The sequence below is a fragment of the Streptomyces sp. NPDC090025 genome (assembly GCF_044748125.1).
Lineage (GTDB): Bacteria > Actinomycetota > Actinomycetes > Streptomycetales > Streptomycetaceae > Streptomyces.
In genome coordinates this window covers 160,337-173,235 of record NZ_JBIVFL010000003.1, presented here as the reverse complement: position 1 = coordinate 173,235, position 12,899 = coordinate 160,337, and the positions used below count along the sequence as shown (strand labels likewise).

The window sequence follows — 12,899 nt, the reverse complement described above, 5'->3', positions numbered from 1 at the left end:
AACTCCCTTACGAGGATGGAAGGGTACGGAGCACGTGCGCGGCCTCGGACATGATCCGGGTGACGAGTTCCGCGCAGCTGGGCACGTCCTCGATCACCCCCGCGACCTGTCCGGAGGCCATGACGCCGAGGTCGGTGCGGCCCTCGACCATGGAAGCCCGCAGGAGCATCGGGGTGTTGGCGGCGAGCAGGACCTGGCTCCAGGACAGGTCCTTGCCGTGGCGCATCGCGAGCCCGTCGCGGACCATCGCGGTCCAGGACAGCCCGGAGAGCCTGCGGAACCCGGCGGCGCGCCGCACCGCCTGCGCCAGCGCCCGTACCGAACCGGCCCGTTCGAGCGCGGCGACCATCTCGGTGCGCAGCATCCGGTGCGGCAGGCCGTCGACGGCGGTGGTGACGGTGACGTCCTTGACCGTGGCGGCCAGGTACTTCGCCTTGACCGGGTCGGGCACGGTGGAGTCGCTGGTGAGCAGGAAGCGGGTGCCCATGGCGATCCCGGCGGCCCCGTAGGAGAGCGCGGCGATCAGGCCGCGCCCGTCGTGGAAGCCGCCTGCCGCGATCACCGGGATGTCCACGGCGTCCACCACCTGCGGGAGCAGCACGGTGGTGGCCACCTCGCCGGTGTGCCCGCCGCCCTCGCCGCCCTGCACGACGACCGCGTCCGCGCCCCAGGCGGCGACCTTCTCGGCGTGCCGCCGGGCGCCGATCGAGGGGATGACGACGACCCCGGCGTCCTTCAGCTCGGCGATCAGCTCGCGGGACGGGGCGAGCGCGAAGGAGGCGACCCGGACGCCCTCGTCGACGATGATCCGGACCCGGTCGCGGGCGTCGGCGGCGTCGGCGCGCAGATTGACCCCGAACGGCCGGTCGGTGCGGGACTTCACCTCCCGTACGGCGGACCGGAGCTGATCCGTCGTCATGGTGGCGGAGGCCAGGATGCCGAGGGCGCCCGCGTCGGCGGTGGCGGACACGAGCCGGGGCCCGGCGACCCAGCCCATGCCGGTCTGCACGATCGGGTGCTCGACGCCGACGAGCTCGGTGAGCGCGGTCCTCATCGGGGTGCGACCTCGCGGTGGCGCAGCCCCTTCGGGTCGATGACCTCGCGGATCAGCCGCAGTTCGGCGGCGCTGGGCTCCCGGGTGGTGGGCACCTCGCCGTCGACGACGAGCGCGAAGCCGGTGGCCGCCCGCACCTCGTCGACGGTGACGCCCGGGTGCACCGAGGCGAGCCGCATGGCGTGGTCGGGGGTCGCGAAGTCGAGCACGGCGAGGTCGGTGACCACCCGGGGCAGGCGGTGGTACGGGCCGACGGCATGGTCGTACCCCACCCCGCTGATCATGTCGACGCGCTCGACGAACACCCGGGGCGAGTGCTTGGGGATCCAGTAACTCACCGGATTGTTCAGGGTGTTGACGGGCGCGCCACGCACCCCGAGGAGCTGTCGGGTGGGCCGCTCCCAGTCGCCGATGCAGGAGATGTTCTGGTTGCCGTAGCGGTCGATCTGGCTGGCGCCCATCATCACGTGCCGCCGTCCGCCGGTGACCATGGCGAGATGGCGGCGGTACGGCAGCCAGCCCTCGGGGCGCCCGTCGAGGCCGACGAGCAGCGCCTCGCCGTCGGTGAGCAGCAGGTCGGGGGCGAAGGTGCGCTTGGCGAGCCGGGCCCCGAAGGCGGGGATCAGGCCCATCGGGCTGGCCAGCACCTCGCCGTTGTCGCGCCACGCCTCGGCGCAGGCGATCACACAGTGGTCGGCCCGGGTGGCGGGCCCGGCGGCGGAGGCGGCCTCGGCGCCGGCCGTGGTCTCGGTGGTCACTGCTGCCGCTCCGTCCGCTCGTGGTGCCAGGCGCGTACGGCGGCCTGGTAGTCGTCCTCGTTCTTGCCGGACAGGAAGCGTTCGGCGAACTCGGGCCAGGGGGTGGTCGCGTAGAGCTTCTGGAACGGCTCGTCGCGGTCGTGGTCGGGCACGCAGGAGGTGAAGTGGGAGCCGTTCGGCACCTCGACGACACCGGTGACCGAGTGCCGGGACACCAGCAGGGTCTGCGGCACGGTGTCCGCTCCGAAGCCGTCGACGACCCGCTCGCAGGAGAGGTACGCGGTGTCGGCGGCCTCGCAGAACAGGTCGTCGAAGTACGGGTCGGGGCCCAGGTACTGCCCGTTGCCGAGCCGGTCGGCGCGGTTGAGGTGGACCAGGGCGGCGTCCATCCGCAGCGCGGGCACCGCGACGAACTCCTCGCCGTCGGAGTACGGGGAGGTCACCGTGCGCAGCTCCGGGTTGACCCGCATCACGTCGGAGCCGAGCCCGGCCCGTACCGGCAGGAACGGCAGCCGGTTGGCGGCGGCGTGCAGGCCCCACATGAACATGGCCTCGTCGAGCTCGGTGAGGGCGAAGGCGCCGCGTTCGCGGGCGGCCCTGAAGTGGGGTTCGAGGGGGATGGAGTCGAGGGTCACGAAGGGCGCGACCAGGCGCTTGATCCGGCCGGCGGCGGCGAGCAGGCCGACGTCGGGGCCGCCGTACGAGATCACCGTGAGATCGGTGATCTCGGACCGGAGCAGTGCTCTGACCAGGGCCATCGGCTTGCGCCGCGCGCCCCAGCCGCCGATCCCGATGGTCATCCCGGAGCGCAGCCGGGCGACCACGTCCTCCGGGCTCATCCGCTTGTCGGTGCCGGTCGCGCCGGTCGCGCCGGTTGTGCTGCCGGTGCCGGTGCCGGTGCCGGTGCCGGTCGAGCCGGTCCTGTCGGTCATGCCGTACCTCCCGTGCCGAAGGTGTCGCGGACCCGGTCGGCGACCCCGTCCAGATTCGCCTCGAAGGTGAAGCCCTGCTCGAAGCGGTAGCTGCGGCGCACGTCGACCGGGTCGATGCCGTTGATGGCGGCCTTCGCGAGCCGGATCAGGGTGCCGTCCTTCGTCGCGATCTCGGCGGCCAGCTCCCGTGCGGCGTCCGCGAGTTCCGCGCGCGGCACCACCTTCCAGACCGAGCCGTGGGCGCGCAGCTCCTGCGCGGTGGCGGTGCGCGAGGTGTAGTAGAGGGCGCGCATCAGGTGCTGGGGGACCAGCCGGGCCAGATGGGTGGCGGCGCCGAGCGCGCCCCGGTCCAGCTCGGGCAGCCCGAAGACGGCGTCGTCGGCGGCGACGATCGCGTCCGCGTTGCCGACCAGACCGATGCCGCCGCCCAGGCAGAAGCCCTGCACGGCGGCGACCACCGGCACCTCGCAGTCGTAGACCGCCGCGAACGCCTCGGCGCAGCCGCGGTTCACGGCGACCAGCGAGCCGTGCCCGGGGTCGCGCTGGAGCTCCTTGATGTCGACGCCCGCGTTGAAGCCCCGGCCCTCGGCGGCCAGCACCACGCAGCGGATCTCCGGGTCGCGCCCGGCCGCCCTGACCGCGTCGGCCAGGTCGTACCAGCCGCGCACGGGCAGGGCGTTGACGGGTGGGAAGTCGACGGTGACGACGGCGACGCCCTTGTCCGGGCGTGAGGTGGAGACACCCATGGGAGGATCAGCTACCTTTCCACCAAACGTTTGTTAGGTGACGCTGGGAGGAAGGTAGCAGCCGATGGAGCTGGACGGGAGGGTCACCGTCGTCACCGGCGGAACGCGCGGGGTCGGCGCGGGCATCGCCCGGGCGTTCCTGCGGGCCGGGGCGCACGTCGTCGTCTGCGCCCGCAGACCCCCGGACGAGCCGGTCGCGGCGGCGGGCCGCACCGCCGTCTTCGAACCCGCCGACCTGCGCGACCCGGCGGCGGTCGACGACCTGCTGGCCCGGGTCGACGCCCGCTTCGGCCGTCTCGACGTCCTGGTGAACAACGCGGGCGGCTCGCCGTACCGGCTGCTCGGCGAGGGGGACGCGGCGCGGCACGCCCGGGTCGTCGAACTCAACCTGACCCTGCCGCTGACCGTCTCGCTCGCCGCCCACGCACGGCTGCGGGCCGCGCACGGCTCGGTCGTCATGATCGGCAGCGTCAGCGGCACCCGCCCGTCGCCCGGCACCGCCGCCTACGGGGCGGCCAAGGCGGGCCTGGCGAACCTGGCCCGCAGCATGGCCGTCGAATGGGCCCCCGAGGTACGGGTCAACACCCTCGTCCTCGGCATGGTCCGCACCGAACTGTCCCACCTGCACTACGGCGACGCCGACGGCGTCGCGGCCGTCGGCCGCACCGTGCCGCTCGGCCGGCTCGCCGAACCCGACGAGATCGGCGAGGCCGCCGTCTTCCTCGCGTCCGGCCGGGCCGGATACGTCAGCGGGGCCTCGCTGCTCGTGCACGGCGGCGGCGAGCGCCCCGCCTTCCTGGATGCCGCGACCGTCAACAAGGAGAGCTGAGATGGGTCTGTGCGACGCACGAGTGGTGATCGTGACCGGCGCGGGGCGGGGCCTGGGCCGCGCCCACGCCCTGGCGTTCGCGGCGGAGGGCGCGAAGGTCGTCGTCAACGACCTGGGCGTCGGCCTCGACGGGACGCCCGGCGGCGACGGCTCCCCGGCGGACGCGGTCGTCGCGGAGATCCGCGCGGCGGGCGGCGAGGCGGTCGCGCACGGCGGCGACATCGCCACCGAGGAGGGCGCGGGCTCCCTGGTGCGGACCGCGCTCGACACCTTCGGGCGGCTGGACACCCTGGTCAACAACGCGGGCTTCCTGCGCGACCGGATGCTGGTGAACCTCGCCGAGGACGACTTCGACGCGGTCATGCGGGTCCATGTGAAGGGCCACTTCCTGCCGCTGCGGCACGCCGCCGCGCACTGGCGGGCCGAGGCGAAGGCGGGCCGCCCGGTGACCGCGCGGGTCGTCAACACCACCTCGGGCGCCGGGCTCCTCGGCAGCGTCGGCCAGGGCAACTACGCGGCGGCGAAGGCGGCGATCGTCGGCCTGACCCTGGTCGCGGCGGCCGAGATGGGACGCTACGGCGTCCAGGCCAACGCCATCGCCCCGGCCGCCCGCACCCGCATGACCGAACAGACCTTCGCCTCCCTCGCCGCCCTCCCGGAGGACGTCTCCCCGCTCGTCGTCTGGCTCGGCTCCGCCGCATCCGCCGGGGTCACCGGCCGCGTCTTCGAGGCCGAGGGCGGCCGCCTCACCGTCATGGAGGGCTGGCGCCCCGGCCCCACCGTCGACAAGGGCGCCCGCTGGACCCCGGCGGAGGCGGGCGAGGCGACCCTGAAGCTCCTGGCGGCGGCGGAACCGGCCCAGCCGGTGTACGGGGCTGCGGGGTAGGTCCGGCGGGCCAGGGACACCGCTACCGCCCCCGCGGCTGCGTCCACTCCAGACGGGTCCTGATCCTCGGGTCCGTCACATGCTCCAGGGCCGACAGGGCCGTCTCCCGCGCCGGGCTGTCCGGGGCCGCGTCCGCCAGGACACGGGCCAGCGGCTCGACGGCTCGCGGGTCCTGGCGCAGGGCGAGGCCGCGGGCGGCCTCGGCGGCGGTCTCCGGGTCCTCGTCGATCAGCCGGGCGGCCAGCGCCTCCCGTACCGCGGGGGTGTCGTCCGGGAGTTCGGCGAGGGCCAGCGTCGCCCAGTCACGGACCCGGGTGTCCGGGTCGCGGCTGAGCGCGGCGATCACCTCGACGGCCTCCGGATGACCGGGCGGCACGATCCCGGCGAGCGCGGCGGCCACCTGGCGGCGCACCTCGTCGTCCGGATGCCCGGCGAGCGCGAGCAGTTCCGGTACGGCGGAGCCGTCACCGCAGTCGCCCAGCGCCCCGGCGACCGAGGCCGCGGGCTCCCGCGAGGCGCCCGCCATCGCCCGCGCCTCGTCCGCCGCGAGCCGCCGCAGCACCGGCAGCGCGCTCGCGGTGAAACCCGGCAGCGCGGCGAGGACCTGCGCGCCGAGCGCCCGGCGCAGCGGATCGGGCCCCGCGCACCAGCCGGTGGCGGTGACGAAGACACCCTCGTCGGCGCGGGCGGCCAGCGCCTCGACCGCCGTCGTCCAGTCGTCCTGGGCCGGGTCGCCGCGCCGCAGCGCCCGCTCGGCCAGCTCCTCGGCCGTCACGGCCTCCCCGAGCGCGCCCTCCAGGAGGGTCGCGATGGCCGCGTGCCCGGTCTGCCGTTCGTCGCCGCGGGTCGGCGCGCCGTCCGCCCGCAGCAGTTCGACGACCACGGTCACCCCGCCGTCCTCCGGCACCCGCCGCACCACCGCCTCGTAGGTGTCCCCGGCGCCCCCGCTCTCCACCAGGCCGCGCCGCAGCACCGCCGCCATGTCGACGCCGATCCAGCGCCGGGCCTCGGCGAGCGCCGCCGCGACGGCGTCCCGGTCCTCGCCCGCGCCGTGCCCGAGCAGCGCCCGGACCAGCGAGGGCGAGCCGCGCCGGGCGGCCGCCGCCAGCGGGGTGAGGCCGTCGGGCCCCGGTCTGCCGGGCACCGCGCCCGCCGCGAGCAGCGCCTCGGCGGTCGCGGTGTGCCCGAGCCGCACCGCCCAGGCCAGCGCGGTGAACCCGTAGCCCTCCTCCTGGTCCGGTCGCGCGCCCGCCGCGAGCAGCGCCCGCACCACCTCGGTGTGCCCGCCGCAGGCGGCCCCGCACAGCGGCAGGTCCCCCCGGTCGGGGCCGCTCGCCCGGCCCGGGTCGGCCCCGGCGGCGAGCAACAGCCGTACCGCGCCCGGCTCGTCGGCGACGGCCGCCCGGTACAGCGCCGTCTCGCCCTCGTCGGTGGCCTCCGGGTCGGCCCCTTCCCGCAGCGCGCGGACCACGGCGTCGTCGCCGTCCCACAGCGCCTCGAACAACGTGCTCATGCGCCCGACCCTCACCCGAAACCCCCGAATGGCGCAAACGCGTTGCCCGGGAGGACGCCCGGCAAGGGCGTGGGAGGGCGGGTTACGGCGCGCACTCCAGGACCGTCGCGCACACCCCGCACCGCAGCCTGACCCGCCCGCTCACCGGCCGCCCGGACGCCTCGCGCGGCAGCCGCAGCCGCTGCGCGCACACCGGGCACGGGAACACGTCCGCGCCCGCCGCCCTGGCCCGCCGCCGCGCCGCCCAGCCCGCGCCCGCCAGCGGTGGCCGCCGCCGGTCGAGGGCCGCCCGCTCCCGGCCCCGTACCCACGCCTCGTACGCCACCGCGCTGGTGAACCACGGCGACGGGTCCTCGTGGAACACCTCGGCCCGCTTGGCGAGGACGTAGCCGAACTCCTCCGGCGTCAGATAGCCGAGCTTCTGGCTCGACATGCCGTCCTGCCGGAACGCGTCGAGCAGCAGCCAGCCCGCACCCAGATAGCTGGTGACCACATCGGTCAGGATCTCGTTCTCGGCGGTGGTGGGCAGGGCGAGGCCGAGGCGGTGGAGCAGCACATGGGTGATCTCGTGGGCGAGCGCCGCGCCGATGTCCCGCCGGTGCTCCGGACGGGCGAACCGCTCGTTCAGCTCCACGAAGTACTCCGGGCCCGCGCCCAGTTCCACGGCGGCGGCGTGCTCCATCGCCCGGAAGCTCACCACCATCCGGGCCTCCGGCAGCCGCAGCTGGCGGACCAGGGCGCGGGCCACCCGCTGGGCGCCGAGATGGAGCCCGTCGGAGGCGTCGAACAGCACGTCGGACGCGGGCAGGCTCAGCTCGTAGCGGTGCACCCCGTCGGGGGAGAGCCGCCGGTAGAGCGCGGTGATCGCCGTCCGCACCGTGTCGAGGTGCGGGAACCCGTGGACCACGGGGGAGACTTCATCGCTGTGCGGCATCCCGGACCACCCCCCGCCACCCAGGGTACGACCGCCCTCGCGCCGTCCTTCCGCCGTGCCCCGGCTGGCCGAAAAGGCCGCCTTGTGACCCCCGTCGCCCGCTGTCCATAATCCGGACCACGTCTTGACGGGCACATGCCATCAAGATCAACCCCCCATGAAAGAAGGCAGTCGTATGCAGAAGAAGAACAGGCTGGTCCGCGCGTTGCAGCAGCTCGCCGCCGCGGGCGCCGTCGTCCTCGCCGCGGTCAGCCTCCAGCCCACCACCGCCTCCGCCGCGCCCGCCCCGGTCGTCGGCGGCACCCGCGCCGCCCAGGGCGAGTTCCCCTGGATGGTCCGGCTCTCCATGGGCTGCGGCGGCTCCCTGATCACCCCTCAGGTCGTCCTCACCGCCGCCCACTGCGTCAGCGGCTCCGGCAACAACACCAGCATCACCGCCACCATGGGCGTGGTGGACCTCCAGTCGAGCAGCGCCATCAAGGTCCGCTCCACCAAGGTCTACCAGGCCCCCGGCTACAACGGGCAGGGCAAGGACTGGGCCCTCATCAAGCTGGCCTCGCCCGTCACCAGCGTGCCGAACCTGAAGATCGCCGAGACCACCCAGTTCAACAGCGGCACCTTCACCGTGGCGGGCTGGGGCGCCGCCCGCGAGGGCGGCGGCCAGCAGCGCTACCTGCTCAAGGCCAACGTCCCGTTCGTCTCGGACGCCGACTGCCAGACCGCGTACGGCAGCTCCCTCGTCCCCGGTGACGAGATCTGTGCCGGGTTCAGCCAGGGCGGCGTCGACACCTGCCAGGGCGACTCCGGCGGCCCGATGTTCCGCAAGGACAACAACAACGCCTGGATCCAGGTCGGCATCGTGAGCTGGGGCGAGGGCTGTGCCCGGCCCGGCTTCCCCGGTGTCTACTCCGAGGTGTCCACCTTCGCCGCCAAGATCAAGGCGGCGGCCGCCACGCTGTAACGGCGACCGAAGCGGTACGCGGTGCCCGGGGCCCATCCGCCCCGGGCACCGCCCGTTCCGGTCCGGGCCCGCCCGGCCCCCGCCGTACGGCCACCCGTTCCGTACGGACCCTCAGGCCAGCTCCACCCCGCCCGCCGCGCCCGCCGGATCCAGCTCAAGCACCCACACCTCGTTCTCGCCCGCCACCAGGACCGGGCCCGGTACGAACAGTGCCTCCTGCGGCCCCGCGTTCCAGTAGCGGCCCAGGCAGAAGCCGTTGACCCAGACGAAGCCGCGCCCCCCGCCCGGCAGCCGCAGCCAGGCGTCCCCGGGGGCCGCCACCCGGAGCCGGGCCACCGAAAGACCCGGACGCGCACCGCCCGGCACCGCACCGCCCGGCACCCCGTCGCCCGGCACCGCCTCCAGCGGGAGCTTCGCCACCGCCTCCGCCGTGAACGCGTCGAGGCGCAGGCCCCGGGCCCGTACCCCGTGCAGATACTGCCGCTCGTGCCGGATCCCGCCGGTGATCCCCTTCGGCTCGGCGAGCCGGGGCCCGTAGTTGACCCGGCCCAGCGACTCCACCCACAGGTCGACCACCGCGCCGCCCGCCACCGGCTCCGCCAGCTCCGCCTCCGCCCCGTCCAGGCAACCCGCCGGGCGCCCGTCGACGTACACCACCGCCCGGTCCCGCAGCCCCGTCACCGACAGCGGATACGGCTGCCGAGGACCCGGCACCGTCACCCGGTAGCGCACCAGACCCCGGTCCACGTCCAGTTCCTCGAAGGTCGGCGGCACCGGCGTCACCGTCTCAGGGCCGCCCAGCTCCGCGAGGACGGCGTCCAGCGGCGCCGAACCGTCGAAGCCGCCCGCCACCGGCGCCCCGATCCGCACCGGCGGCTCCGGCACCTCGGGCAGCGGCCCGTCCGCGTACGCCGCGAGCACCTCACGGAACCGCCAGAACTTCTCCGTCGGCAGCCCCGCCTCGTCGACCGGCGCGTCATAGTCGTACGAGGTCACCGTCGGCCGCAGCACCCCGTCGTGCAGCCGCCCCGCCCGGTTCGCCCCCGCCCACCCGGCGAAGCTCGTGCCGCCGTGCGCCATGTAGAGGTTGACCGAGGCCCCGCACTCCAGGATCTCCCGCAGTGTCGCCGCCGCGTCCGCCGCGTCCCGGCCCACGTGCTCCGTGCCCCAGTGGTCGAACCAGCCGCACCAGAACTCCATGCACATCAGCGGCCCCGCCGGCTGGTGCCGCCGCAGCGTCGCGAACGCCTCCCGGGCGCCCGAGCCGAAGTTCGCCGTCGCGAGCACCCCCGGCACCGAACCACCCGTCAGCATGTGGTCCTCGGGACCGTCCGACGTGAACAGCGGCACCTCCACGCCACACTCGCGCAGCAGCCCGGCCATCCTCCGCAGATACCCGGCGTCCGAGCCGTAACTGCCGTACTCGTTCTCCACCTGCACCATCAGCACCGGGCCGCCCCGCCCCAGCTGCCGCTCCACCACCTGCGGCAGCAGCCGCCGGAACCAGCGCTCCACGTGCCCCAGGTACTCCGCGTCCTCGGTGCGCACCCGCCGCCCCAGCGGCCCGGTCAGCCAGTGCGGCAGCCCGCCGTTCTCCCATTCCGCGCAGATGTACGGGCCGGGCCGGACGACCGCCCACAGCCCGGCCGCCGCCACCGCGTCCAGGAACCGGCCGAGCGCCGCCACGTCCCCGTACCGGCCCGGCGCCGGCTCGTACAGGTTCCACGGCACGTACGTCTCGACGCAGTTGAGGCCCATCGCCCGCAGCATCCCGAGCCGGTGCGCCCACTGCTCCTCGTGCACCCGGAAGTAGTGCAGCGCCCCCGAGAGCAGCCGCACCGGCCGCCCGTCGAGGAGAAAGTCCTCGTCACCCACCACGAACTCGCTCATGTGGCTCACTTTCGCCCTCTGGCGGCGGACCGGTCCATGGACAAAGATCGTCGCAGTTTGGACCTTCGGAGCAGGGGAGGCGGGCGGGATGTACCAGACCTGGATGCGCTACCTCACGCCAGGACCGGTCCACCACCGGCTCGGTCTGGTCTGTCTCGGCGTCGGACTCCAGCACGGCACCCTGCCCGCCGTCGGCCCGCGCACCCTCGACCACCACGTCGCCGTCCTCGTCAGCTCGGGCTCCGGCTGGTACCGCGGCCCCGACGGGCGCCGCACCCCCGTCACCGCGCCCGCCGTCCTCTGGCTCACCCCCGGCGTGCCGCACCACTACTCCGCCGACCCCGGCACCGGCTGGGACGAGTCCTTCGTCGATTTCACCGGACCCGCCACCGCCACCTACACCGAACTCGGCTACATCGAGCCCGAACGGCCGGTCGTCCCGCTCGCCGACGCGGCCCCCGCCCGCGCCGTCGTCGCCCGGATCGCCCGCGCCGCCCGCCCCGGCAACCCGCTCCTGGAGGTCGAGACCGCCGCCGCCGTCCACGAACTCCTGGTCGCGCTGCGCCGCGCCAGGGCCGGTACGGACACCGCGGGCGACCCGCTGCTCGCCGCGCTCGCCCGGGACGCCTTCGGCCGGCTCTCGGTCGCCGAACACGCCGCCCGGCACGGCCTCACCCCCGCCGAACTGCGCGCCGCCGTCCGCCGCGCCGCCGGGTGCAGCCCCAAGGACTACCTGCTCACCGTGCGGCTCGGCCGCGCCAAGGAACTCCTCGCCGCCACCGACCTGCCGGTCGCCGCGGTCGCCCGCCGGGTCGGCTACGACGATCCCGCCTACTTCTCCCGGCTCTTCACCCGCCGGGTCGGCACCGCCCCGGTCCGGTTCCGCGCCCAGCAGAGCCGTACCGTCCCCGGCGGCTGGAGCGACACCGTTCCGGATCCCGAACACCCGCCGACCCTGCGTACCGGATCCGGCTAGGCTCGATCATCATGAGCACTCCCCACGAACCCCGTGAGCCCGCCGGGGCCGGTACCACCGGCGGCATCGAACCGGCCGTCCAGGCGGAGCTGACCCGGCTGCGCGAGAGCATCGACAACATCGACGCGGCCGTGGTCCACATGCTCGCCGAGCGCTTCAAGGCCACCCAGCAGGTCGGCGTCCTCAAGGCCCGCCACCAGCTGCCGCCCGCCGACCCGGCCCGCGAGGCCCGGCAGATCGCCCGGCTGCGGGAACTCGCCGAGAGCGCGAGACTGGACCCGGCGTTCGCGGAGAAGCTCCTGAACTTCATCATCGCGGAGGTCATCCGCCACCACGAGACGATCGCGGACGGAGCACGCTGATGCCACGCGTCACCGTATTCACCCTGGGCGGCACCATCTCCGCGCGGGGCGGTGACGTCGGCCGGATGAACGGCGCCGAGGTGCTCGCCGGGCTCCCCGGCGTGACCGGGACGGCGGGCGGCGAGGGCCCGGCGGGCACCGGGACCGTGGGGGCCCTCGCGGACGCCGAGATCGAACTGCGCGACGTCCGCCGCCTTCCCAGCTCCTCGCTGACCTTCGAGGACCTCGGCGCGCTCGCCGAGGAGATCCGCGCGGCCGTCGCCGCCGGCTCCGGCGCGGTCGTCGTCCAGGGCACCGACACCCTGGAGGAGACCGCCTTCCTGCTCGACCTGCTGTGCACCACCGAGCGGCCGATCGTGGTCACCGGCGCCATGCGCCGCCCCGACCTGCCCGGCGCCGACGGCCCCGCCAACCTGGCCGCCGCCCTCGCCGTCGCCGCCGCCCCGGCCGCCCGCGGCCTCGGCGTCGTGGTCGTCCTCGGCGACGAGATCCACGCCGCCCGCTTCGTCCACAAGACCCACACCACCTCGGTCACCACCTTCGGCTCGCCCGGCGCGGGCCCGCTCGGCCTGGTCGTCGAGGGCGAGCCGCGGATCCTGCTCCGCCCCGCCGTCCCGGCCCGGGCCTGCCCGCTGCGCCTCGACCCCGACGTGAAGGTCGCCCTGCTCACCCTCTCCCTCGGCGACCGCGGCGAACTGCTCCCGACGATCGCCGAGCGGTACGACGGCCTCGTCGTCGCCGCGTTCGGCGCCGGACACGTGCCCGCGTGGCTGGTCGAACCGCTCGCCGCGCTCACCGAACGGATGCCGGTGGTGCTCGCCTCCCGGACCGGCGCGGGCCCCACCCTCTCGCACACCTACCGGGGCCCCGGCTCCGAGCACGACCTGCTGCACCGCGGCCTGATCCCGGCCGGACCGCTGGCCCCCGAGAAGGCCAGGCTGCTGCTGCACACCCTGCTCTCCAGCGGCGCCATGGGCCCCAGCGGCTACGACCGGCCCCGGATCTCGGCCGCCTTCGCGCACCTGGACGGGGCGGGCCTGGCCTGACCCGACGCCCGG

The 12,899-nt window shown here is 75.1% G+C and carries 13 protein-coding genes; 6 read left to right on the top strand and 7 right to left on the bottom strand.

The window, feature by feature from the left end:
- Window positions 1-7 precede the first annotated feature (7 nt).
- From ACIPXM_RS10150 to ACIPXM_RS10135, 4 genes are all read right to left on the bottom strand, one after another.
- A complete protein-coding gene (locus ACIPXM_RS10150) occupies window positions 8-1,054 on the bottom strand; it encodes an NAD(P)H-dependent flavin oxidoreductase (protein ID WP_401653998.1) in 1,047 nt (348 codons plus the stop codon).
- Complete coding sequence (locus tag ACIPXM_RS10145) at window positions 1,051-1,812, bottom strand: CoA-transferase subunit beta (protein WP_401653996.1); 762 nt, start codon at window positions 1,810-1,812, stop codon at window positions 1,051-1,053. Before ACIPXM_RS10145 ends, ACIPXM_RS10150 begins: the two co-directional genes overlap by 4 nt.
- Window positions 1,809-2,651, bottom strand: coding sequence for a CoA transferase subunit A (locus tag ACIPXM_RS10140; RefSeq protein WP_401654788.1), 843 nt, complete (start codon window positions 2,649-2,651; stop codon window positions 1,809-1,811). Before ACIPXM_RS10140 ends, ACIPXM_RS10145 begins: the two co-directional genes overlap by 4 nt.
- Before the next feature lie 89 nt (window positions 2,652-2,740).
- The gene (locus ACIPXM_RS10135; RefSeq protein WP_401653994.1) at window positions 2,741-3,490 is read right to left on the bottom strand and encodes an enoyl-CoA hydratase family protein; all 750 of its coding nucleotides are present in this window, start codon (window positions 3,488-3,490) and stop codon (window positions 2,741-2,743) included.
- Between the two features lie 64 nt (window positions 3,491-3,554).
- Between ACIPXM_RS10135 and ACIPXM_RS10130 the strand changes: the two genes are divergently transcribed.
- Window positions 3,555-4,319, top strand: coding sequence for an SDR family oxidoreductase (locus tag ACIPXM_RS10130; protein WP_401653992.1), 765 nt, complete (start codon window positions 3,555-3,557; stop codon window positions 4,317-4,319).
- 1 nt (window position 4,320) lies between these two features.
- Complete coding sequence (locus tag ACIPXM_RS10125; RefSeq protein WP_401653990.1) at window positions 4,321-5,205, top strand: SDR family oxidoreductase; 885 nt, start codon at window positions 4,321-4,323, stop codon at window positions 5,203-5,205.
- Window positions 5,206-5,227: 22 nt separating this feature from the next.
- On the opposite strand, the gene ACIPXM_RS10120 is transcribed toward ACIPXM_RS10125, so the two are convergent.
- Both ACIPXM_RS10120 and ACIPXM_RS10115 read right to left on the bottom strand, forming a co-directional pair.
- Entirely contained in the window at window positions 5,228-6,718 is a 1,491-nt protein-coding gene (locus ACIPXM_RS10120; protein ID WP_401653988.1) for an ankyrin repeat domain-containing protein, read from the bottom strand.
- Between the two features lie 82 nt (window positions 6,719-6,800).
- The gene (locus ACIPXM_RS10115) at window positions 6,801-7,652 is read right to left on the bottom strand and encodes a hypothetical protein (RefSeq protein ID WP_401653987.1); all 852 of its coding nucleotides are present in this window, start codon (window positions 7,650-7,652) and stop codon (window positions 6,801-6,803) included.
- Window positions 7,653-7,827: 175 nt separating this feature from the next.
- Between ACIPXM_RS10115 and ACIPXM_RS10110 the strand changes: the two genes are divergently transcribed.
- Complete coding sequence (locus tag ACIPXM_RS10110) at window positions 7,828-8,613, top strand: S1 family peptidase (protein WP_401653984.1); 786 nt, start codon at window positions 7,828-7,830, stop codon at window positions 8,611-8,613.
- Between the two features lie 111 nt (window positions 8,614-8,724).
- On the opposite strand, the gene ACIPXM_RS10105 is transcribed toward ACIPXM_RS10110, so the two are convergent.
- The gene (locus ACIPXM_RS10105; RefSeq protein WP_401653982.1) at window positions 8,725-10,503 is read right to left on the bottom strand and encodes a beta-galactosidase family protein; all 1,779 of its coding nucleotides are present in this window, start codon (window positions 10,501-10,503) and stop codon (window positions 8,725-8,727) included.
- Between the two features lie 88 nt (window positions 10,504-10,591).
- Between ACIPXM_RS10105 and ACIPXM_RS10100 the strand changes: the two genes are divergently transcribed.
- From ACIPXM_RS10100 to ACIPXM_RS10090, 3 genes are read left to right on the top strand one after another with little or no spacing between them, the layout of a single operon-like run.
- Window positions 10,592-11,479 carry a helix-turn-helix domain-containing protein gene (locus ACIPXM_RS10100; protein WP_401653980.1) on the top strand — a complete coding sequence of 296 codons (888 nt, stop codon included), beginning with the start codon at window positions 10,592-10,594 and terminating at the stop codon, window positions 11,477-11,479.
- 11 nt (window positions 11,480-11,490) lie between these two features.
- Window positions 11,491-11,841, top strand: coding sequence for a chorismate mutase (locus tag ACIPXM_RS10095; RefSeq protein WP_401653978.1), 351 nt, complete (start codon window positions 11,491-11,493; stop codon window positions 11,839-11,841).
- Window positions 11,841-12,887: an asparaginase gene (locus ACIPXM_RS10090; protein WP_401653976.1), complete on the top strand. Its 1,047-nt coding sequence runs from the start codon at window positions 11,841-11,843 to the stop codon at window positions 12,885-12,887. The genes ACIPXM_RS10095 and ACIPXM_RS10090 overlap by 1 nt, the downstream gene beginning before the upstream one ends.
- Window positions 12,888-12,899 lie beyond the last annotated feature (12 nt).

Coding starts and splice junctions, on each gene's coding strand:
- ACIPXM_RS10150 (WP_401653998.1), bottom strand. CDS start 1,054: ATGAGGACCGCGCTCACCGAGCTCGTCGGCGTCGAGCACCCGATCGTG.
- ACIPXM_RS10140 (WP_401654788.1), bottom strand. CDS start 2,651: ATGAGCCCGGAGGACGTGGTCGCCCGGCTGCGCTCCGGGATGACCATC.
- ACIPXM_RS10135 (WP_401653994.1), bottom strand. CDS start 3,490: ATGGGTGTCTCCACCTCACGCCCGGACAAGGGCGTCGCCGTCGTCACC.
- ACIPXM_RS10130 (WP_401653992.1), top strand. CDS start 3,555: ATGGAGCTGGACGGGAGGGTCACCGTCGTCACCGGCGGAACGCGCGGG.
- ACIPXM_RS10125 (WP_401653990.1), top strand. CDS start 4,321: ATGGGTCTGTGCGACGCACGAGTGGTGATCGTGACCGGCGCGGGGCGG.
- ACIPXM_RS10120 (WP_401653988.1), bottom strand. CDS start 6,718: ATGAGCACGTTGTTCGAGGCGCTGTGGGACGGCGACGACGCCGTGGTC.
- ACIPXM_RS10115 (WP_401653987.1), bottom strand. CDS start 7,652: ATGCCGCACAGCGATGAAGTCTCCCCCGTGGTCCACGGGTTCCCGCAC.
- ACIPXM_RS10110 (WP_401653984.1), top strand. CDS start 7,828: ATGCAGAAGAAGAACAGGCTGGTCCGCGCGTTGCAGCAGCTCGCCGCC.
- ACIPXM_RS10105 (WP_401653982.1), bottom strand. CDS start 10,503: ATGAGCGAGTTCGTGGTGGGTGACGAGGACTTTCTCCTCGACGGGCGG.
- ACIPXM_RS10100 (WP_401653980.1), top strand. CDS start 10,592: ATGTACCAGACCTGGATGCGCTACCTCACGCCAGGACCGGTCCACCAC.
- ACIPXM_RS10095 (WP_401653978.1), top strand. CDS start 11,491: ATGAGCACTCCCCACGAACCCCGTGAGCCCGCCGGGGCCGGTACCACC.
- ACIPXM_RS10090 (WP_401653976.1), top strand. CDS start 11,841: ATGCCACGCGTCACCGTATTCACCCTGGGCGGCACCATCTCCGCGCGG.